Raw genomic sequence first — 18,255 nt, forward strand, 5'->3', positions numbered from 1 at the left:
GTCGGCGAGCTCCTCGAAGGCGCGGTCCATCGCCTCGTCGTCGATGCCGTGCGCGATCGTCACATGAGGGTGGTACGGGAACTGCAGTTCGCGTGTGCCGCCCTGAGGCGGGCCACCACCGGCGCGTCCGTCTCCGGGGTGTACGCGTACGCCGGGCAGCCCGCTGTGGTCGGGAGGCCGTGTACGTCGATGTTGCCCTTGGCTGCGAACAGGCGGCCCGCGAGAGGGAGTTGTTCGCCGGATGCCACTCGCTCGTCGATCGACCGGGCCTCTGCCTCGACCTCCGCCCTGGGGCGCAGGTCGATCCAGATCTCCGGGCGGTCCACGTCCGCGATGCGGTCGTACGCGGCGCCGACCCGGGACACAGTGCTGGACATACGTGCTCCTCGACTATCGGTTCGTGGCCGGGGCGAGGACGACCAGTGCCGTCCCCGCCTCCACCTGGTCGCCCGGCCTGGCCAGGATCTCCGCCACCACGCCGTCGACCGGCGCGTGCACCCTGGACTCCATCTTCATCGCCTCCAGTGCCAGGAGCGGCTGGCCCGCCGTCACCTCGTCACCGGCTTCCACGTTCAACTGCCATACGGAGGCCGCGAATTCGGCCTCTATCAGTCGGCCGCCCGGTGGCACGGTCACCTCGGCCTGGGGCGCGGCCGGTGCGGAGGCCGCCTCGGCGCGGGCGAATTCGCCGGCCGCCTCCCAGGCGTCCCGCTCGGTCGAGAAGGCCGCCTGCTGTCGTGACCTGAACTCCGCTATGGAATCGGCGCGTTCGGCGAGGAAGCCCTCGTACGCGGCCAGCGAGAAGGTGCCCTCCTCGATGCGCGGCACGAAGCGGCCGGAGGTGATGTCGGCTCGGAGGTCGAGGAGTTCGTCCGCGTCGACCGGGTACCACTTGATGCGGTCGAAGAAGCGCAGCAGCCAGGGCGAGCCCGGCTCGAAGGCGCCGCGCTGCTGCCAGCCCGACCACACCTGGGTCGTCCGGCCCACGAACTGGTAGCCGCCGGGGCCCTCCATGCCGTAGATGCAGAGGTAGGCGCCGCCGATGCCTACGGAGTTCTCGGCCGTCCAGGTGCGGGCCGGGTTGTACTTGGTCGTCACCAGGCGGTGGCGGGGGTCGAGCGGGGTGGCGACCGGGGCGCCCAAGTAGACGTCCCCCAGGCCCAGTACGAGGTATTCGGCGTCGAAGACCGTGCGGTAGACGTCGTCGACCGAGTCCAGGCCGTTGACGCGGCGGATGAACTCGATGTTCCAGGGGCACCAGGGGGCGTCGTCGCGGACGCCCGCCATGTAGCGGGCGATGGCCTCGCGGGTGGCCGGGTCGTCCCAGGAGAGGGGGAGGTGGACCGTGCGGGAGGGGACGATCAGTTGGTCCGTGGGTGGGAGGGCTGCCGCTATCTCCCTTGCGGAGGCGAGGAGTTCGGCTTGGGGGAGGCGGGTCGGGTCCGTCTGGATCTGGAGGGAGCGGATGCCGGGGGTGAGGTCCGTGACGCCCTCGAAGTCGGCCTCCGACACCGCCTCCATCAGGGCGTGGACTCGCATGCGCTGCGCCAAGTCGAGCTGCATGGGGCCGAATTCGACCAGTAGGTTGTCGTCGCCGCTGCGGCGGAAGGTGACGTCTCCGTCCCGGGCGAGGATTCCGCCGTCCACGATGTCGGTACGGGGCGAGCCGTCGACGTTCACCGGGCGGAAGCGGACCGTGTCACCGGGCCTGAACTGGCCTAGTTTCCAGCGCTCTTGGCTGATGACCGTCGCCGGACAGACGAAGCCGCCGAGGGACGGGCCGTCGGGTCCCAGGAGTACCGGCATGTCGCCCGTGTAGTCGACCGCGCCGACCGAGTACGGGGTGTCGTGGATGTTGGACGGGTGCAGGCCTGCTTCGCCACCGTCGGTGCGCGCCCAGCGCGGCTTCGGGCCGACCAGGCGGACGCCCGTGCGCGCTGAGTTGAAGTGGACCTTCCAGTCGGCCGCGTAGAAGTCGCGGATGTCGTCCTCGGTGAAGAACTCCGGTGCCGCGTGCGGGCCTTCGACGGCACCGACCTGCCAGACGGCGGCGAAGTCCGGGCGCTCGGTCACCGCCACCGGGGCGCCCTCGGTGACCGCGCCGCCGTGCAGGACGTCACCCGTGCGCAGCGCCCGGCCGCCGTGGCCGCCGAACCTGCCCAGCGTGAAGGTGCTCGCGCTGCCGAGGAAGGCAGGGACGTCCAGGCCGCCGCCCGCGAACAGGACGTACGTCCGCAGGCCGTGCTGCGACGGGGTGCCGATCTCCAGGACGGCTCCGGGCGGGACCGTCACCGGCTCCCACTGCGCGACCGGCGTGCCGTCGACCGTCACCGGCGCCGGGGCGCCCGTCACGCAGACCGTGGTCGCGTGCGTGAACCTCAACGTCGGCCCCTGGAGCGTGCATTCGAGGCCCGGCGCGCCCTCCGGATTGCCCAGGGCCCGGTTGCCGAGCCGGAAGGAGCGGTCGTCCATCGGGCCGCACGGGGGCACGCCGACCTGCCAGTAGCCGGTGCGGCCCGGCCAGTCCTGGACCGTGGTGAGCGTGCCGCCGGTGACCACCTCGACGCGCGGGGTCGGGTCGGTCACCGCAGCAAGGGTGGCCGTGGAGTGCGTGGCCGCGCCGAAGTCCCGGTCGGCCAGTGCCGCCCGGACCAGGCCCAGGTTGGTCTCGATGCCGTCGACCCGGGTGCGGGCCAGCGCCTCGTCCAGGCGGCGCAGGGCGTGGGCGCGGTCGGGGCCGTACGCGATGACCTTCGCGAGCATCGGGTCGTACGACGTCGTCACCTCGGTACCGGTCTCCACCCAGCCGTCCACGCGGACGCCCGTCGGGAACTCCACCCGGGTCAACAGACCCGCGCTGGGCCGGTGTTCGCGGGACGGGTCCTCGGCGTAGAGGCGGGCCTCGACGGCATGGCCGTGCGGGGGGCCCGGGTCACGGACGACGTCACGGTCGCCGCCGGCCAGGCGGACCATCCAGGCGACCAGGTCGACGCCGTAGATCTCCTCGGTGACCGGATGTTCCACCTGGAGGCGGGTGTTGACCTCCAGGAAGTAGGCCGCCTCGCGGGCCGCGTCGTAGACGAACTCGACGGTGCCGGCCGAGCGGTAGCCGACGGAGGCGCACAAGTCGCGCGCGGAGGCGGAGAGTTGGGTGCGGACGTGGTCGGGCAGGTCCGGGGCCGGGGCCTCCTCGACGACCTTCTGGTTGCGGCGCTGGAGGGAGCAGTCGCGGTCGCCGAAGGTGACGACCTTGCCCTCGCCGTCGCCGAAGACCTGCACCTCGACATGGCGGGCGTGCTCCACCAGGCGTTCCAGGAAGACGCCGGCGGAGGAGAAGGAGGCGGCGGCGACCCGCTGCACCCGCTCCCAGGCGTCGGTCAGTTCGGCGGCCGATCGGCATGCCGACATGCCGATACCGCCACCGCCGCCGGTCGCCTTCAGCATCACGGGGTAGCCGATCAGCGTGGCTTGGGCGAGCGCCTCGTCCAGGTCGGCCAACAGGCCTGTGCCCGGTGCCAGTTGGACCCCAGCCGCCTCGGCCGCCGCCCGTGCCGTGTGCTTGGCGCCGAACAGCTCCAGCTGCTGCGGAGTCGGTCCGACGAACACGATCCCGGCGTCCTCGCAGCGCCGCGCGAAGGCCGCGTCCTCGGACAGGAAGCCGTAGCCCGGGTGGATGGCGCCGGCGCCCGCGTCCTTGGCGGCCTTCAGCACCAGGTCGGCGTCGAGATACGACTCCTTCGCGGGCGCCGGGCCGAGCCGGACCGCCTCGTCGGCGAGCCGGACGTGCGGGGCCGAGCGGTCGGGGTCGGAGTACACGGCGATCGTGCGCAGGCCGAGTTCGCGGGCGGTGCGGATGATGCGGACCGCGATCTCGCCGCGGTTGGCGACCAGGAGGGTGTCGAAGGCGAGGGGCGCGGTGCCGGAGGCGGGGTTCATGTCGGGGGTGGGGCTCATGCCGGGTGCAGGGATCATGCCGGTGCTCCGGTGATCGTCATCTCCACCGCCGTCGGGTCGAAGCCGTTGCAAGGGTTGTTGATCTGGGGGCAGTTGGAGACCAGGACCAGGACGTCGCGTTCGGCCCGCAGGGTCAGTTTCAGACCGGGGGCGGAGATGCCGTCGACGATGCCGAGGGTGCCGTCCTGCTCGACCGGCACGTTCATGTACCAGTTGATGTTGGAGACCAAGTCCCGTTTGCCCAGGCCGTACTTGGCGCCCTCGGCGAGGAAGTTGTCCACGCACGCGTGCTGCGACCAGGTGTGGTGGCCGTAGCGCAGGGTGTTGGACTCCTTGGAGCAGGCGCCGCCGACCGTGTCGTGCCGGCCCACCTCGTCGTCGGTCACGGTCATCAGCGGTGTGTGCTCGTTGGACATCAGCACGCTGCCGGTGGTGAGGAAGAGGTTGCCCTGGGCCTGGATGGTGTCGGGGGCGCTGTAGCGGACCGACGTGTCGTGGGCGTCGTAGACGAGGAAGTCGACGGCCTGGTTGCCGTGCAGGTCGGTGACGGTGAGCGTCTCGCCCGCGCGGACGAAGGCGGACCAGGCGGCCCGGGCCGGCACTTCCACGGTCTTCACGGGTGTCTCCACGGTCGTCATGCGAGCTCCCTCGCGGCGAGGAAATCGGCGGTGTTCAGGAAGGCGCGGCGGCCCTCGGGGGAGGCGTCCCACAGCGGGTCGCCCGGCGTGGTCGGCGCGGCGCGCCAGGCCAGGACCTCCAGCGGGGTGCTGACGTACTCGGGGCGCGGGTCGGCCGGGTGCGGCACGTTGGCGATGAGCACGGTGACGTCCTGCTCGGCGCGCAGGGTGACGCTGCCGCCGGGGCCGGTGGAGCCGGTGAAGTCGAGGGCGCCGTCCTCGGTGATCCGTACGCCCTGGAAGAAGGAGAGCGAGGGTGGCAGATCGCGGGGTTCGAGGCCGTTCTTGGCGGCCGCCAGCTTGAACAGCTCGCGTCCGGCGGGGGATGGGGACTGCGGGGTGCCGTCGCCGTACCGCTCGGTGTTGCGGACCAGGGTGGAGGTCCCGCACAGCGCGTCGTGGCGGCCGGAGGTGTCGGTGACCACGCTCGCGAGGACGCGGCCCTGGTCGGACAGGAGCAACTGCCCCTCGCCCAGGTAGGCGTTCCACTGGACCTTCACCGTGTCGGCGACGTTGAGCCGCTCCCAGGGCCGGTCGGCCGCGTACAGCAGCAGGTGCGCGCAGGCGTCGCCCTGGAGGTCGGTCAGGCGCAGTTCGGTGCCGCGGGCCAGCACGCGGTGCGTGTAGTTGCCGCCCGCGACCGTCTCGGCCCACACCAGGTGGCCGGCCGCGCAGGGCGGGTCGGGCCAGTCGGCGGCCGGCACGACGGGCATGGCCTCGGCGCGGGTGCCCTCCTGGGCGCGGGCGTGGGCGCGGGCTCCGTAGGTGGTACCTGTCGCCATCGCGGGACCTCCGACTCCGGGGTTGGCTCGTGGGGGTGTCTTTGTGCCGGGGCTCTGTTCTGGAGCCCTGTTCTGGTGGCTCTGCTCCGGGGCTATTTCTGTCGCTCGACAGAAATTAGGAGGCGGGCGGGTCGCCGGGATTGCCCGCGTGTTGCCGCTCGGTTACCGAGCCCTCACCAAGATCGCCCCGAGGTCGCCGCGGGGTGCCGTGTGCGAGGATCGAAAGCATGGGAGCGACAGGTGGACGCCGGGTCGGCCGGCCGCGCGCCGCGCAGCGGCCGGACAGCGGACTCCAGCCGCGCGACGAACTGCTCACCGCCGCCGCCGAGTTGTTCACCACCCGCGGGTACGCCGCCACCACCACCCGCGCGGTCGCCGAGCGTGCCGGCATGCGGCAGGCGTCGATGTACCACTACGTCTCCGGCAAGGAGGAACTGCTCGCCGAGCTCCTGGAGTCCACGGTCACGCCCTCGCTGACGTACGCCCGTGAGCTGCTGGCCGATGACGTGACCCCGGCCGGGGACCGGCTGTGGGAGCTGTGCCGGACCGACGTGGAGCTGCTGTGCGGCGGCCCGCACAACCTCGGCGGCCTCTATCTGCTGCCCGAGGTGCGCGCCGAGCGGTTCGCGGGATTCCACGCCGTGCGCGCCGAACTCAAGGACGCCTACCGGCAGTTGCTCGCCGCGACCGAGGCCGGGGGCGCGCTCGCCAAGAGCGAGCTGGATCTGCGTACGGACCTGTTGTTCGGGTTGATCGAGGGCGTGATCCTCGTGCACCGCTCGGATCCGGAGCGGCCGGTGTCCGCCTTTGCCGAAGCGACCGCCGACGCGGCTCTGCGCATCGCCGGAATCTGACCTTCACTCGTCACGGTGAGTGGTTTTCGTATGCCTGTACGCCGTAACCGAACGTGTGCGAGTGGCGGCTCTGCGTGTAAATGCAGCCGAGAGTACTCCTGTTGCGTGGGCGATTTCAGGTGGTTGCTGAATATGACACGGCGATGATCCGGTCGGACTAAGCTCGCCCGCAGCGCACCGAGTTGAGGTGTATTCGTGCGCTTGTTCCCCATATGTGCGACTCCCCCCGTCGATTTGTTTCAGAGGGCCTACATGGTGAGTGTTCAATCCCCTCCCGGGCGCCGTGAACTTCCTTACGCGCGCGTGCTGTTGCTGCCTGCCATAGCGATGGCCGCGGCGACCGGAGCCGCCGTCGCCGTGGTGACCGAGCCGGCCCGCACGGCCGTCGGCTGGTGCGGCGCCGTCGCCACGCTCCTGGTGATCGCGACGGCGGCCGAAGCGGTACGCCGCGGCCGAGCCCTGCGGAACCTGCGCGAGGAGAGCGGCCGTAACACTGCGTATCTGGAACGGCGGATCTCCCTGCACGAGCAGGAGATGCTCCGCTTCGCCTACGAGATCGTGCCCGCCGGGCTCCAGCGGATGCGGGCCGGGAATTCCCCCGGAGAGGTGATTCGCCAACTCGGCGACATCGACCCCTCCTACCCCCGGCTCCCCGAAGCACAGGTGAAGGTGCTGAAGACGGTGCTCGACATCATCGACCGCGAGGAGGCCATCCGGGACTCCTCGCAGCGCTCCTTCGTCGATGTCGCCCGCCGCGTCCAGGCGATCGTCCACCAACAGGCCAAGGAACTCCGGGAGATGGAGGAGGACCACGGCCGCAACCCGGAGGTCTTCGACGACCTCCTGCGCATCGACCACGGCACCGCGCTGATCGGCCGTCTCGCCGACTCCGTCGCCGTGCTCGGCGGCGGCCGCCCCGGCCGTCAGTGGCCGGCACCGGTGACCCTCTACAGCACGCTGCGCGGTGCCATGTCCCGCATCCTGGAGTACCGGCGCATCTCGCTGGACTCCATCGCCCACGTCAACATCCGCGGCATCTCCTGCGAGCCGGTCATCCACGCCTGCGCCGAACTCCTCGACAACGCCACGCGCTACTCGCCGCCGCAGACCAAGGTGCACGTCACCGCCACCGAGGTGCAGACCGGCGTCGCCATCGAGATCGAGGACGCCGGCGTCAGCCTCAGCGAGGAGGCCCGCGCCAAGACCGAGGCCATGCTGGAGCGCGCCAAGGCCGGCGTCGACCTCCAGGACCTCGGCGAGAACCCGCGCCTGGGCCTCGCCGTCGTGGGCCGCCTGTGCAAGGCGTACGACATGCAGATCTCGCTGCGCTCCTCGGCGTACGGCGGTGTCCGTGCCGTCCTCATCGTGCCGCGCGTGATGATGACCACCGATCCCGCGCCCGGCCTCGCCCACGGCGTGGGCGCCACCGGCTCGCCCAGGCCCGAACTCGGCGCGCTCGAAGGTCCCAAGCGCGCGCCGAAGAAGCGGCGCCCCACCAGTCCGCGCATCCCGGCCGGCGTGTCCATGGAGGACGAGGTCCCCGAGGTCACCGAATGGACCGCCGGCGGCCTGCCGCAGCGCCGCAGCCGGGTCAAGACCCCGCTGCACGTGCGGCTCGCCGAACAGGCCGCCATCGAACGGGCCGAGCGGGAGGGCACCCCGACCGTCTGGTCCACGCCCAAGCCCGAGCCCGAGCCGGAGAAGAAGGACGAACCCGAACCCGGCCTGTGGGTCGAGGCGTTCTGGGACGGACTCAAAGGCATGCCGGACCCGTTCGACACCCCCCAGCCGACCAACGAGCCGGCCCGTGTTGAGGCCGACGACGAGAGGGACCCCAAGTGATCCAGCAGCGAGCCAACTTCGACTGGATGCTCAAGGATCTCGCCGACGGAGTACCGGGCATCGAGATGATCGTGGTGCTCTCCGCCGACGGCCTGCGCATCGCTCGCTACGGCGGTGATCCCGACGCGGCCGACCGCGTCGCCGCGGCCTGCGCGGGGCTGCAGAGCCTGGCGGGTGCCGTGGCCCAGGAGATCCCGGACAGCGACGGCCGGATGAAGCTGGTCATCATCGAGATCAACGGCGGCTACTTCTACCTGATGGCCGCGGGCGCCAACGCCTACCTCGCGGTCCTCTCCGACGTGGTCGCCGAACCCGGACTGATGAGCAACCGCATGCGCGACCTCGTCGTGCGCATCGGAGCCCACCTCACCAGTCCGCCCAGGCGCAACGGGCAGACCGTATGACTCCTCCGCAACGCCGACGGCGATATCGCAAGGAAGAACCGCCCTCCAAACCGCCCCTCGAACCGCCCCTCAAATCCAAAGAGTTCGGCGAGAGCAACGCGGCCAAACAGGGCGACGAGGGTGAACAGGGCGACCGGAAGGCGCCGGAACGGCTGTACGTGGTCGCCGGACGGGACGGCGAGCGCGCCGACCTCGACCTGGTCACCCTCATCGTGGCGGACTCCGATCCGTCGCCCTCCTCCACGCCCGAGGAGACGACGATGCTCCGGCTCTGTTCCGCCCCGCTCTCGGTGGCCGAGCTCTCGGCGTATCTCAGCCTGCCGTTCAGCGTGGTGACCGTGCTGCTCACCGAGATGCTGACGGCCGGACTGGTGGTGGCGCGCGCCCCGATCGTCCGGCAGGCGCTCCCCGACCGTTCCCTTCTCGAAGCGGTGATGCATGGACTTCAAAGGCTCTGACACCGTCCCGGGCCCACGCACCGAGGACCACCTGCCGCACACGGCCCAGGCCGCGGCGAAGATCGTGATCGTGGGCGGCTTCGGAGTCGGCAAGACGACCATGGTCGGCTCGGTCAGCGAGATCAGGCCGCTGACCACCGAGGAGACCATGACGCAGGCCGGCGTCGGGGTCGACGACAACTACGGCTCCGAGACCAAGACGGCCACCACCGTCGCCATGGACTTCGGCCGCATCAGCATCACCGAGAAACTGGTGCTGTACCTCTTCGGCACACCGGGCCAGGAGCGCTTCTGGTTCCTGTGGAACGGCCTGTTCGAGGGCGCGCTGGGCGCGGTCGTGCTCATCGACACCCGCCGCCTCGAAGTCAGCTTCGACGTCATAGGGCGACTGGAGGAGCGTGGCGTGCCGTTCGTCGTCGCCGTCAACTCCTTCCCGGACGGCCCCCGTTACCCCGTCGAGGATCTGCGCGCGGCGCTCGACCTGGCGGAGGACATCCCGATCATCGAGTGCGACGTGCGCCGCCGGGCCTCCAGCCGGGACGTCCTGATGACCCTCATGCGCTTCCTGCACTCGCTCGCCATGACGGGCGCGCTCACCTGACCCCCCGATTCCGCCCGACCCCCCAGACAACGGATCCCCTTCGGAGCGACCACCGTGACGCCTGAACCCCACTCCCTCACCGGTACGGACGACCCCGCGCTCGGCCCGCCGCCCGGCTGTCCCGCCCACAACCGCGGCCCCGGGGGACTGCACCGGCTCTACGGTCCCGAGGCGGAGGACCTGGCCTCCCTGTACGAGCAACTGCGCGAGGAGCACGGCCCGGTGGCGCCCGTACTGCTCCACGACGACGTGCCGATGTGGGTGGTGCTCGGGCACACCGAGAACCTCCATGTGGTGCGTACGCCCTCGCAGTTCTGCCGGGACAGCCGCATCTGGTCCCCGCTCCAGGAGGGCATGGTCAAGCCCGACCACCCGCTGATGCCGCACATCGCCTGGGAGCCGATCTGCTCCTACGCGGAGGGCGACGAACACCTGCGGCTGCGCGGCGCGGTCACCGGCGCCATCTCGACCATCGACCACCGCGGCACCCGCCGGCACATCAACCGCGCCACCCAGCGCCTGGTCAACCAGTTCTGCGAGACCGGCCGCGCCGACCTCGTCAGCGACTTCGCCGAGCACCTGCCGATGGCCGTGATGTGCGAGATCCTCGGCATGCCCGAGGAGTACAACGACCGGATGGTGCAGGCCACCCGCGACATGCTCAAGGGCACCGAGACCGCGATCGCCAGCCACGGCTACGTCCTCGGCGCGCTGCAACGGCTGACCGTGCGCCGCCGCCAGCAGCCCGAGGAGGACTTCGCCAGCCAGCTCATCGGCCACCCGGCCAGGCTCACCGACGACGAGGTCACCAAGCACCTCTGGGTCGTCCTCATGGCCGCGTACGAGGCCACCGTCAACCTCATCGCCAACGTGCTGCGCATGGTCCTGACCGACCCGCGCTTCCGGGCCCAACTCAGCGGCGGCCAGATGACGGTGCCCGAGGCGGTCGAGCAGTCCCTCTGGGACGAGCCGCCGTTCAGCACCGTCTTCGCCTACTACGCCAAGCACGACACGGAGTTGGGCGGCCAACGCATCCGCAAGGGCGACGGACTGCTCTTCGGCGTCGCGCCGGGCAACGTCGACCCGCGTGTGCGTCCCGACCTCGCCGCCAACATGCAGGGCAACCGGTCCCATCTCGCCTTCGGCGGCGGCCCGCACGAGTGCCCGGGTCAGGACATCGCGCGTGGCATCGCCGTCACCGGCGTGGACGCGCTGCTGATGCGCCTGCCGGACGTCCAACTCGACTGCGACGAGGAGGACTTGACCTGGACGCACTCGATCGCCTCGCGGCACCTGGTGGAGCTGCCGGTCTTCTTCGACCCGAAGCCGCCGCAGGACATCATGCAGAAGCCGGGCCACGCCCCCGTCCCGCCGCAGCGTGCCACCTGGCAGGTCGGCACCGCACAGGCCGAGCCGTCGACTCCCGTGGCGGCGGCGCCCGTTGCCGAACCGCGCCCGGTCGCCCCACCGCAGCCGATGCCCGCGCCGACGCCGGAGCCCGCACGCGGGCTGAGCGCCTGGCAGCGCTTCCTGCGCTGGTGGCGCGGCGGCTACTGACCGTCCCGGTCGGGCGGTCGCTCACCGTCCCGGTCGGGCGGTAGGTCACCCTCCCGGTCGGGCGGTAGGTCACCGTCCCGGTCGCCCCAATCGCCGTACGAGGACCAGGCTTCGAGCGTCCGAGTGCTCCGCAGCCGGTGCTCCACCCCGGTGACCGGATCGCTGAACTCCAGTGCCCGCGCCAGCAGTTGGAGCGGGCGCCGGAAGTCACCGGCCGGCACGGGGTCGGCCACCTCGGGGTAGAGCGGGTCACCGAGGATGGGTACGCCGAGCCGGTTCATGTGGACGCGCAGCTGATGCGTCTGCCCCGTGGCGGGCAGCAGCCGGTACCGCGCGATCCCGAACTCCGCGCGCCGCTCCACGAGTTCGACGCGGCTCACGGCGTTCGGCTCACCGTCGACCTCGTAGGCGGCCAGCACCCCCCGCTCCTTCACGATCCGGCTGCGTACGGTCCGAGGAAGTTCGAGCCCGGGATCGTACGGAGCCACCGCCTCGTACTCCTTGCGCACCCTCTTGTCGCGGAACAGCGACTGGTACGCGCCCCGATCCTCGGGCCGCACCGTGAACAGCACCAGCCCGGCGGTGAGCCGGTCGAGGCGGTGCGCGGCGCCGAGCGCCGGGATGCCCAACTCCCGGCGCAGCCGCGCCAGCGCGGTCTCGGTGACGTGGCTGCCGCGCGGGGTGGTGGCCAGGAAGTGCGGCTTGTCGGCGACGACGAGATGCTCGTCCCGGTACACCACGTCCAGCGGGAACGGCACGGGCACCTCGGCGGGCAACTCCCGGTGGAACCACACGAACATGCCCGGCACGTACGCGGCTTCCGGCGCCACGGCCCGCCCGTCGGCCCCGACGACCTCCCCCGCGTCGAACATCCCGTCGACGACCCCGCCCCCGGCTCCGCTCAGCCGCTCGACGAGATACCCCCGCACGGTGGCCCAGTGGCCTTCCTGGGGCAGCTTCACACGCACCGGGTCGACGCCAAGGCGTTGGGGGAGGGGAGAGGGCGGGATGCGAGGTTTGCGTTTCATCAGGGGGTCAGCGTACGAGGAGCGGGGGCGGAACCGGGGTCAGGCGTACGGGGGCCGGCCGGGACGCAGAGCCCGGTACGCGATCGGCAGGGCCAGCGCCACGAGGAGTCCACTCGCCCACAGGGGGCCACGGTCTCCGGCCGGGGTGTCGCGGGCGGTCGCGGCGAGGAGGGGGCCGACGGCCGCGCCGACGTTGAGGGCGGCGGTGGCGTAGGAGCCGGCCATGGTGGGGGCGCCGGCCGCCTCGTAGAGGACGCGGGTGATCAGGGTGGCGCCCAGGGCGAACGAGAGCGTGCCCTGTACGAGGACCAGGGGGAGCAGGGCGGTGGGCCGGTCGGCGAGCAGGGCCAGGGTCGGCCAGCCGATGAGGAGAAGCGGTCCGCCCATCGCGAGGACCAGACCGGGGCGTCGGTCGGACAGCCGTCCGGCGAGGGTGACACCGGCGAGGGAGCCGATGCCGAAGAGCACCAGGGCGACGGAGATCCACGGTCGGCCGAGGCCCGCGGTGTCGGTCACGACGGGGGCGAGGAAGGTGAAGCTGCCGAAGGTCGCCGCGTTCACCAGCGCGCCGAGCAGCATGACGAGGATCAGCCGTGGCTTCTTGAGCTGCGCGAGCTCTGAACGCAGGGCGGGAGCGCAGGACTTGGCATCCTGCTCGGCTTCCTGCTCGGCTTCCTGTCCGGCTTCCTGCTTGGCTTCTTGTGAGGGGTGCGCCGGGATGCCTTTGAGGATGCCGACGGCCGCGGGCAGGCAGAGCGCGGCGACGGCCCAGAACGTGGCCCGCCACCCGAGGAACGTACCGAGGAGCGATCCGCCAGGGACTCCCGCGATCGTGGCCACGGTCGTGCCGGAGAGGAGTACGGCCAGGGCGCGGCCCTTCTCGCCGGGTGGGACCAGGGTGGCCGCGGTGGTCAGGGCCACGGCGAGGAAGCCGGCGTTGGCGAGGGCGGCGACGACGCGGGTCGCGAGGAGGAGGGGGAAGCCGTTGGTGTCGGAGGCGGTGGCGCCTACGGCGTGGGCCGCGGCGAATGCCAGGACGAACCCGAGCAGACAGGCGCGCGGCGGCCAGTCGCGGGCCAGCGCGGCCATGAGCGGGGCGCCGACGGCCATGCCGACCGCGAAGGCCGAGGTGAGCGCGCCGGCCGCACCGACGGTCACGCCGAGGTCCGAGGCGATGTCCGGCAACAGGCCGGCCAGCATGAACTCCGAGGTGCCCATGGCGAAGACGGCCAGGGCGAGCAGACAGAGGGGCAGGGGGCGGTACAGCGGGCGAGGCATCGAGTGGCTCCGAGGTGAGGAGAGGCGCGAAAGGAGACGTCTCGTCACCGCGGTCAGCACCCGGCCAAGGGCATGCCGCGTCGTCGACCGGCACCAGGGGCAAGTCCGGTACCGGGACTACGGATTCAGTGGCTGCGGGGGCTGACGGCGTGACCGAAAGCCCCCACCTTGGATGCCTCGGGGCTCGACATGAGCGGCAGGCTACCCGGCTTGCGTCCCTCCGAGCACCTCGGTTTCTGGGGCGGCGGATTCGCGTGCCTCGGGCTGCGCGCCCACCCGCTGCCGTACCGCGACCCGCCACGCCCAGCCCAGGCCGACGGTGACCGCGAGGAACAGCACCGTGAACCACTGGAAGTACCAGTGCCCGCCCGCCGGGTCATAGACAGCCGCCCGCGGCCAGGCCAGGTTGACCGTCATCAGGAGGCCGTAGATGAGGGCGAGGGCGTTGACCGGGATGCCCCAGCGGCCCAGGGAGAAGAGCTTCGCGCCCGTCTCGTCGGTGCCGGTGGTGGTGAACTCGCCGCGCAGGCGGCGGAGCAGGAGGGGGCCCGTGACCATCGCGTAGGCCAGGTACAGCATCACGATGCAGGTGGTGCCGATGGCCAGGAAGGCCTCGGGGGAGGAGAAGTTGAGAAGGAGCAGGGCCGCTGCCAGGACGCCCACCACCAGGGCGGGGGCGCTGGGCATGCCGGTGCGGGGGTTGACCCTGGACAGGCGGGCGGCGAAGGGGAGTTGGCCGTCGCGGGCCATGGAGAAGAGCATGCGGCAGGCCGCCGTCTGGATGGCGAGGGTGGCCACCGCGATCGCCACGACCACGTCCGCGAGCAGGACCTTGCCGAAGCCGTCGCCGAGGCTGCTGGTGAGGACGTAGCTCAGGCCGTCGACCGAGAGCCGGCCGTCGGTGAGGCTGGGGGCGGCGAGCAGGCCGCCGAGGACGATCAGGCCGCCCAGCAGGCCCGCTGCGCCGAGCGCGGTGAGGATCGTACGGGGTGCCGTGCGGCGGGGATCGCGGGTCTCCTCGCTCATCTCGCCCGCGCTGTCGAAGCCGATCATCACGTACGCCGCCGTGAACGAGCCCACCGCCAGCGCCCCGAACAGGCCCGACTGGGCCGCGCCCGTGGTGTGGAAGGTGATGCTCGGGGTGCGCTCGGAGTGGGTGAGCAGCAGGACGACGATGAGGACCGCGCCGATGATCTCCGCGGTCACGCCGACCCGGTTGATCAGGGACATCACGCGGTTGTCGAGGATGTTCACCAGCGTGGTGAGGACCAGCAGGATCACGCCCAGCACGGCCGCGTTGGCCGCGCCGTCCGCCGAGGTCGGGGCGGGGTCGGTGCCGATCAGCTGGAAGCCAGACCAGATCGCCGGCAGCACCATCTGGAGTGCGAGGGCCGCGGCGGCGACGACCACGATCTGTCCGATCACCATGATCCAGCCCGCGAACCAGCCGAACGTGAGGTTCGACAGGCGCGACGACCACTGGTAGATGGCGCCGGAGATCGGGTAGCGCGCGGCCAGTTCGGCGAAGCAGGCGGCCACCAGCAGCTGGCCGGCCAGGACCACCGGCCAGGCCCAGAAGAAGACGGGGCCGCCGAACGCGTACCCGAAGGCGAAGAACTGGAAGACGGTCGTCAGGACCGAGATGAAGGAGAAGCCGGCCGCGAAGGAGGCGTACCGGCCGAGGCTGCGGTGCAGTTCCTGGCGGTAGCCGAACTCGGCGAGGGAGTGGTCGTCGGGGGAGTGCGGCGGGTCGGGGCGTACGTCGGAGGGGACGGTTGTCGTCACGGCGGCACCTGCCTTCGGCGCGGGAGCGAGCGGAGTGTGGCGCGGGGTTCCTGGCGGCGACAGGGCGTGCGGAGTTCCTGTCAGGCGACAGAAATTAGGGAGGCGCTGTTTCGTGCGCGTCACGCCGCCGTGTCCGGGGCGGGCCCAAGTCCTCACGCCCTTGCGCCGACACTCAGATCGCGATACATCGTGTATTGACGGTTGCGGATACTCGCGATATGTTCGGTCACGGATATTCGGAAACGAGGTGGTCTCCATGGCGGTGAAGCGCCGCAAGCTGAGCAACCCGCTCGCGCTCGCCGTGCTGGTGACCCTCTGGCAGAAGCCGATGCACCCGTACGAGATCGCCCAGACCCTGCGCCGCCAGGGCAAGGACACCAGCACGAAGATCAACTACGGCTCGCTCTACACCGTCGTGCAGAGCCTGGAGAAGCACGGCTTCGTCGAGGTCACCGACGTGGAGCGGCGGGGCAACCGGCCCGAGCGCACCGTCTACGGGCTCACCGAGGCCGGGCGCGTGGAGATGACCGAGTGGCTGTCGGACCTGGTGGCCGTCCCGGTCAAGGAGTACCCGATCTTCGAGAGCGCGCTGTCGCTGATCGGGGCGCTGCCCCCTGACGACGCGGTCCGGCTGCTCGAAGAGCGGCTGCACAGCCTCGACGTGGAGGCGGCGAGCGAGCGGGCGGCGCTGGCGAAGCTCTGCGAGACGCTGCCGCGGATCTTTCTCGTCGAGGTCGAATATCAACTGCACATGGTCGAGGCGCAGGCCGAGTGGGTCCGCGGTCTCCTGGAGGAGATCGAGAAGGGCTCGCTGTCCGGCGTCGACGGGTGGCGCCAGTTCCATGAAACGGGGGTCGTGCCACCGGAGTTCACGTAACGCAGAAGAACCCCGACCGAGCTGTTGCAGCAGCTCCGCCGGGGTCTCGAACCCCGAATTGACTCCGCCGTGCGGCGAGCCAGGCGATCGAGGTGCGGCACACCCAGGATAGCCCGGCGCTCTTGGCACGCGTGGACGGACGGTTCGGTCCTCATCCGCTCACTCAGGAGAGCTGTCGTCATGAGTCCCACTCCATCGGGCCCTGCCCGTACGATTCCCAGCCGTGCGCCCGCCGTCGAGGCGCGTCAGCTGATCAAGACCTACCCCGGCGATGTCACCGCCCTCAACGGCATGGACGTCACCGTCGAACCCGGCACCGTCTTCGGGCTCCTCGGGCCCAACGGCGCCGGCAAGTCCACCACCGTCAAGATCCTCACCACCCTGGCCCGCCCCGACTCGGGCACCGCCACGGTCGCCGGGCACGATGTGCTGCGCCACCCGGACCGGGTGCGCCGCGCGATCGGCGTGGTCGCCCAGAGCTCCGGCGCCGACCCGGTCGCCACGGGCCGCGAGAACCTCCAACTGCAGGGCAGGCTCTACGGGTTGAGGGGAGCCGGCCTCGACAGGCGCGTCGACGAGCTGCTCGACCGGTTCAGCCTCGTCGACGCCGCCCGGCGCCCGGTCAAGGGGTACTCCGGCGGCATGCGACGCCGGCTCGACGTGGCGCTCGGTCTGGTGCACCGTCCCGAGGTGCTGTTCCTCGACGAGCCCACCACCGGCCTGGATCCCGAGGCCCGCACCGCGATGTGGGACGAGATCGACCGGCTGGCCGGCGAGGAGGGGCTGACCATCCTGCTCACCACGCACTATCTGGAGGAGGCCGACCGGCTCGCCGAGCGCGTCGCCATCGTCGACCGCGGCCGGGTCGTCGTCGAGGGCACCCCGGACTCCCTCAAGGGCGAACTCCGCGGCGACGCCGTCCACTTGGAGGTCCGCGCGGCGGTCGGCGAAGCCGGTCGTACGCTGCTCAGCGGCGCCCTGCGCCAAGTGCCCGGCGTGCACGAGGTGTTGGTCGACGGGCGCCGCATCAGCGTCCGCGCCGACGACGGAGCGGCCGCCGTACCCGCGCTGCTCGCGGCCCTGGAGCGGGCCGGGGTAGGGGTCGCCGCCGCGACCGTCGCCCGGCCCTCCCTCGACGACGTCTACCTGCGTTACGCCGGCCGCCGTTACGCCGAGGCCGATGCCGGAACCGACCAGCCCCTCGTCCTCGCCGGAGGTGCGCGATGAGCACGGCCGTCTCCCAGACCTGGTACATGACGCAGCGTCAACTCATGGTGTTCGCACGGCAGCCCGCGTACGCGATCATCACCCTGATCCAGCCGGTGATCTGGCTGTTCCTGTTCGGCGGCCTCTTCAAGAACGTCGTCGAGCTGGGCGGCTTCGGCACCACCTCCTACCTCGACTACCTGGTCCCGGGCGTGGTGGTGATGAGCGCGCTCAGCTCCAACATGTGGGCCGGCATGGGCACGTTGGAGGAGATCCAGCGGGGCACCCTCAACCGCTTCCTGACCACGCCGGTCAGCCGGGCCGCCCTGATGAACGGCAACGTCGTCAACAACGGCCTGGTCACCGCGTTCCAGTCGGTCGTCATCGTGCTGCTGGGTCTGCTCGGCGGCGCCGACTACCCGGGCGGCGTCGGCGGTGTCGCGGTCCTGGTGGTCGCCTCGGTGCTGCTCGGCACGGTGTTCGGGGCGCTGTCCAACGCGCTGGGCATGCTGGTGCGGGAGCGGGAGTCGATCATCGGGATCAACACGTTCCTGCTGCTGCCGCTGACGTTCCTGTCGAGCGCCTTCATGGCACCGTCCCAGATGCCCGGCTGGATGCGGCACATCGCTGACTTCAACCCGCTCAACTGGGCGATGGTCGCGGGCCGTTCGGCACTGTCCGAGCATCCCGACTGGGGTGACGTGCTCAGCCGCGGGGGTGCGCTGCTGGCGCTCGCGGTGGTGGCGGTGTGGCTGTCGATCCGGACGTTCAGGTCGTATCAGCGGTCGGTGTAGAGCGCGTCGGCGGCGAACCCTGCGGACGCATCCCGCATCCCGCATGACGAAGCGGCGGCACCCCGAGACTGCAGTCCATCCAGGACATGAGCCGCTACGACGCCGCGTCCGGCAACTTCCAGGTCGTCGTGGACCTGGAGAAGGACACCAAGTACCTG

15 protein-coding genes and 3 pseudogenes are annotated in these 18,255 nt (G+C 71.1%); 10 read left to right on the top strand and 8 right to left on the bottom strand.

What is annotated here, in order from left to right; translation table 11 throughout:
- From ACWDR3_RS41380 to ACWDR3_RS41400, 5 genes and pseudogenes are all read right to left on the bottom strand, one after another.
- A pseudogene (locus ACWDR3_RS41380) lies at nucleotides 1-93 on the bottom strand (2'-5' RNA ligase family protein); the annotation flags it as partial.
- Nucleotides 66-377 (bottom strand): annotated as a pseudogene (locus ACWDR3_RS41385) (amidase family protein); the annotation flags it as partial. The pseudogenes ACWDR3_RS41385 and ACWDR3_RS41380, both read right to left, overlap by 28 nt.
- Before the next feature lie 13 nt (nucleotides 378-390).
- A complete protein-coding gene (locus tag ACWDR3_RS41390; RefSeq protein ID WP_450357776.1) occupies nucleotides 391-3,936 on the bottom strand; it encodes a 5-oxoprolinase/urea amidolyase family protein in 3,546 nt (1,181 codons plus the stop codon).
- 32 nt (nucleotides 3,937-3,968) lie between these two features.
- Nucleotides 3,969-4,592, bottom strand: a complete 624-nt coding sequence (locus ACWDR3_RS41395; protein WP_450357765.1) for an urea amidolyase associated protein UAAP2 — start codon at nucleotides 4,590-4,592, stop codon at nucleotides 3,969-3,971.
- Nucleotides 4,589-5,413 carry an urea amidolyase associated protein UAAP1 gene (locus ACWDR3_RS41400; RefSeq protein ID WP_450357766.1) on the bottom strand — a complete coding sequence of 275 codons (825 nt, stop codon included), beginning with the start codon at nucleotides 5,411-5,413 and terminating at the stop codon, nucleotides 4,589-4,591. Before ACWDR3_RS41400 ends, ACWDR3_RS41395 begins: the two co-directional genes overlap by 4 nt.
- Before the next feature lie 227 nt (nucleotides 5,414-5,640).
- Here ACWDR3_RS41400 and ACWDR3_RS41405 point away from each other — a divergent pair, with 227 nt between their 5' ends.
- From ACWDR3_RS41405 to ACWDR3_RS41430, 6 genes are all read left to right on the top strand, one after another.
- Nucleotides 5,641-6,267, top strand: a complete 627-nt coding sequence (locus tag ACWDR3_RS41405; protein ID WP_185146351.1) for a TetR/AcrR family transcriptional regulator — start codon at nucleotides 5,641-5,643, stop codon at nucleotides 6,265-6,267.
- 252 nt (nucleotides 6,268-6,519) lie between these two features.
- Nucleotides 6,520-8,109, top strand: coding sequence for a sensor histidine kinase (locus ACWDR3_RS41410; protein ID WP_450357767.1), 1,590 nt, complete (start codon nucleotides 6,520-6,522; stop codon nucleotides 8,107-8,109).
- Complete coding sequence (locus ACWDR3_RS41415) at nucleotides 8,106-8,513, top strand: roadblock/LC7 domain-containing protein (RefSeq protein WP_124002712.1); 408 nt, start codon at nucleotides 8,106-8,108, stop codon at nucleotides 8,511-8,513. Before ACWDR3_RS41410 ends, ACWDR3_RS41415 begins: the two co-directional genes overlap by 4 nt.
- Complete coding sequence (locus ACWDR3_RS41420) at nucleotides 8,510-8,971, top strand: DUF742 domain-containing protein (RefSeq protein ID WP_450357768.1); 462 nt, start codon at nucleotides 8,510-8,512, stop codon at nucleotides 8,969-8,971. Before ACWDR3_RS41415 ends, ACWDR3_RS41420 begins: the two co-directional genes overlap by 4 nt.
- Nucleotides 8,952-9,572, top strand: coding sequence for an ATP/GTP-binding protein (locus tag ACWDR3_RS41425; RefSeq protein ID WP_124002714.1), 621 nt, complete (start codon nucleotides 8,952-8,954; stop codon nucleotides 9,570-9,572). The genes ACWDR3_RS41420 and ACWDR3_RS41425 overlap by 20 nt, the downstream gene beginning before the upstream one ends.
- 54 nt (nucleotides 9,573-9,626) lie before the next feature.
- Complete coding sequence (locus ACWDR3_RS41430; protein WP_450357769.1) at nucleotides 9,627-11,129, top strand: cytochrome P450; 1,503 nt, start codon at nucleotides 9,627-9,629, stop codon at nucleotides 11,127-11,129.
- On the opposite strand, the gene ACWDR3_RS41435 is transcribed toward ACWDR3_RS41430, so the two are convergent.
- From ACWDR3_RS41435 to ACWDR3_RS41445, 3 genes are all read right to left on the bottom strand, one after another.
- Entirely contained in the window at nucleotides 11,123-12,157 is a 1,035-nt protein-coding gene (locus ACWDR3_RS41435; protein ID WP_450357770.1) for an RluA family pseudouridine synthase, read from the bottom strand. The genes ACWDR3_RS41430 and ACWDR3_RS41435 overlap by 7 nt on opposite strands.
- A gap of 39 nt (nucleotides 12,158-12,196) precedes the next feature.
- Nucleotides 12,197-13,435, bottom strand: a complete 1,239-nt coding sequence (locus ACWDR3_RS41440; RefSeq protein ID WP_450357771.1) for a Cmx/CmrA family chloramphenicol efflux MFS transporter — start codon at nucleotides 13,433-13,435, stop codon at nucleotides 12,197-12,199.
- Between the two features lie 201 nt (nucleotides 13,436-13,636).
- Nucleotides 13,637-15,220: an amino acid permease gene (locus ACWDR3_RS41445; RefSeq protein WP_450357772.1), complete on the bottom strand. Its 1,584-nt coding sequence runs from the start codon at nucleotides 15,218-15,220 to the stop codon at nucleotides 13,637-13,639.
- A 256-nt stretch (nucleotides 15,221-15,476) separates the two neighbouring features.
- Here ACWDR3_RS41445 and ACWDR3_RS41450 point away from each other — a divergent pair, with 256 nt between their 5' ends.
- The 4 genes and pseudogenes from ACWDR3_RS41450 to ACWDR3_RS41465 form a co-directional block, all read left to right on the top strand.
- Entirely contained in the window at nucleotides 15,477-16,097 is a 621-nt protein-coding gene (locus ACWDR3_RS41450; RefSeq protein ID WP_450357773.1) for a PadR family transcriptional regulator, read from the top strand.
- 180 nt (nucleotides 16,098-16,277) lie between these two features.
- Nucleotides 16,278-17,324 (top strand): ATP-binding cassette domain-containing protein, encoded by a 1,047-nt coding sequence (locus ACWDR3_RS41455; protein ID WP_450357774.1) that lies wholly within the window; start codon nucleotides 16,278-16,280, stop codon nucleotides 17,322-17,324.
- Complete coding sequence (locus ACWDR3_RS41460; protein ID WP_450357775.1) at nucleotides 17,321-18,097, top strand: ABC transporter permease; 777 nt, start codon at nucleotides 17,321-17,323, stop codon at nucleotides 18,095-18,097. Before ACWDR3_RS41455 ends, ACWDR3_RS41460 begins: the two co-directional genes overlap by 4 nt.
- 56 nt (nucleotides 18,098-18,153) lie before the next feature.
- Nucleotides 18,154-18,255 (top strand): annotated as a pseudogene (locus tag ACWDR3_RS41465) (DUF4230 domain-containing protein); the annotation flags it as partial.

The sequence above is a fragment of the Streptomyces sp. NPDC001002 genome (assembly GCF_053599215.1).

Excerpts from the sequence above, each read along its gene's own strand:
- ACWDR3_RS41390 (WP_450357776.1), bottom strand. The coding sequence starts at position 3,936 with ATGAACCCCGCCTCCGGCACCGCGCCCCTCGCCTTCGACACCCTCCTG.
- ACWDR3_RS41425 (WP_124002714.1), top strand. The coding sequence starts at position 8,952 with ATGGACTTCAAAGGCTCTGACACCGTCCCGGGCCCACGCACCGAGGAC.
- ACWDR3_RS41455 (WP_450357774.1), top strand. The coding sequence starts at position 16,278 with ATGAGTCCCACTCCATCGGGCCCTGCCCGTACGATTCCCAGCCGTGCG.
- ACWDR3_RS41440 (WP_450357771.1), bottom strand. The coding sequence starts at position 13,435 with ATGCCTCGCCCGCTGTACCGCCCCCTGCCCCTCTGTCTGCTCGCCCTG.
- ACWDR3_RS41395 (WP_450357765.1), bottom strand. The coding sequence starts at position 4,592 with ATGACGACCGTGGAGACACCCGTGAAGACCGTGGAAGTGCCGGCCCGG.
- ACWDR3_RS41410 (WP_450357767.1), top strand. The coding sequence starts at position 6,520 with ATGGTGAGTGTTCAATCCCCTCCCGGGCGCCGTGAACTTCCTTACGCG.
- ACWDR3_RS41420 (WP_450357768.1), top strand. The coding sequence starts at position 8,510 with ATGACTCCTCCGCAACGCCGACGGCGATATCGCAAGGAAGAACCGCCC.
- ACWDR3_RS41400 (WP_450357766.1), bottom strand. The coding sequence starts at position 5,413 with ATGGCGACAGGTACCACCTACGGAGCCCGCGCCCACGCCCGCGCCCAG.
- ACWDR3_RS41460 (WP_450357775.1), top strand. The coding sequence starts at position 17,321 with ATGAGCACGGCCGTCTCCCAGACCTGGTACATGACGCAGCGTCAACTC.
- ACWDR3_RS41450 (WP_450357773.1), top strand. The coding sequence starts at position 15,477 with ATGGCGGTGAAGCGCCGCAAGCTGAGCAACCCGCTCGCGCTCGCCGTG.
- ACWDR3_RS41435 (WP_450357770.1), bottom strand. The coding sequence starts at position 12,157 with ATGAAACGCAAACCTCGCATCCCGCCCTCTCCCCTCCCCCAACGCCTT.
- ACWDR3_RS41405 (WP_185146351.1), top strand. The coding sequence starts at position 5,641 with ATGGGAGCGACAGGTGGACGCCGGGTCGGCCGGCCGCGCGCCGCGCAG.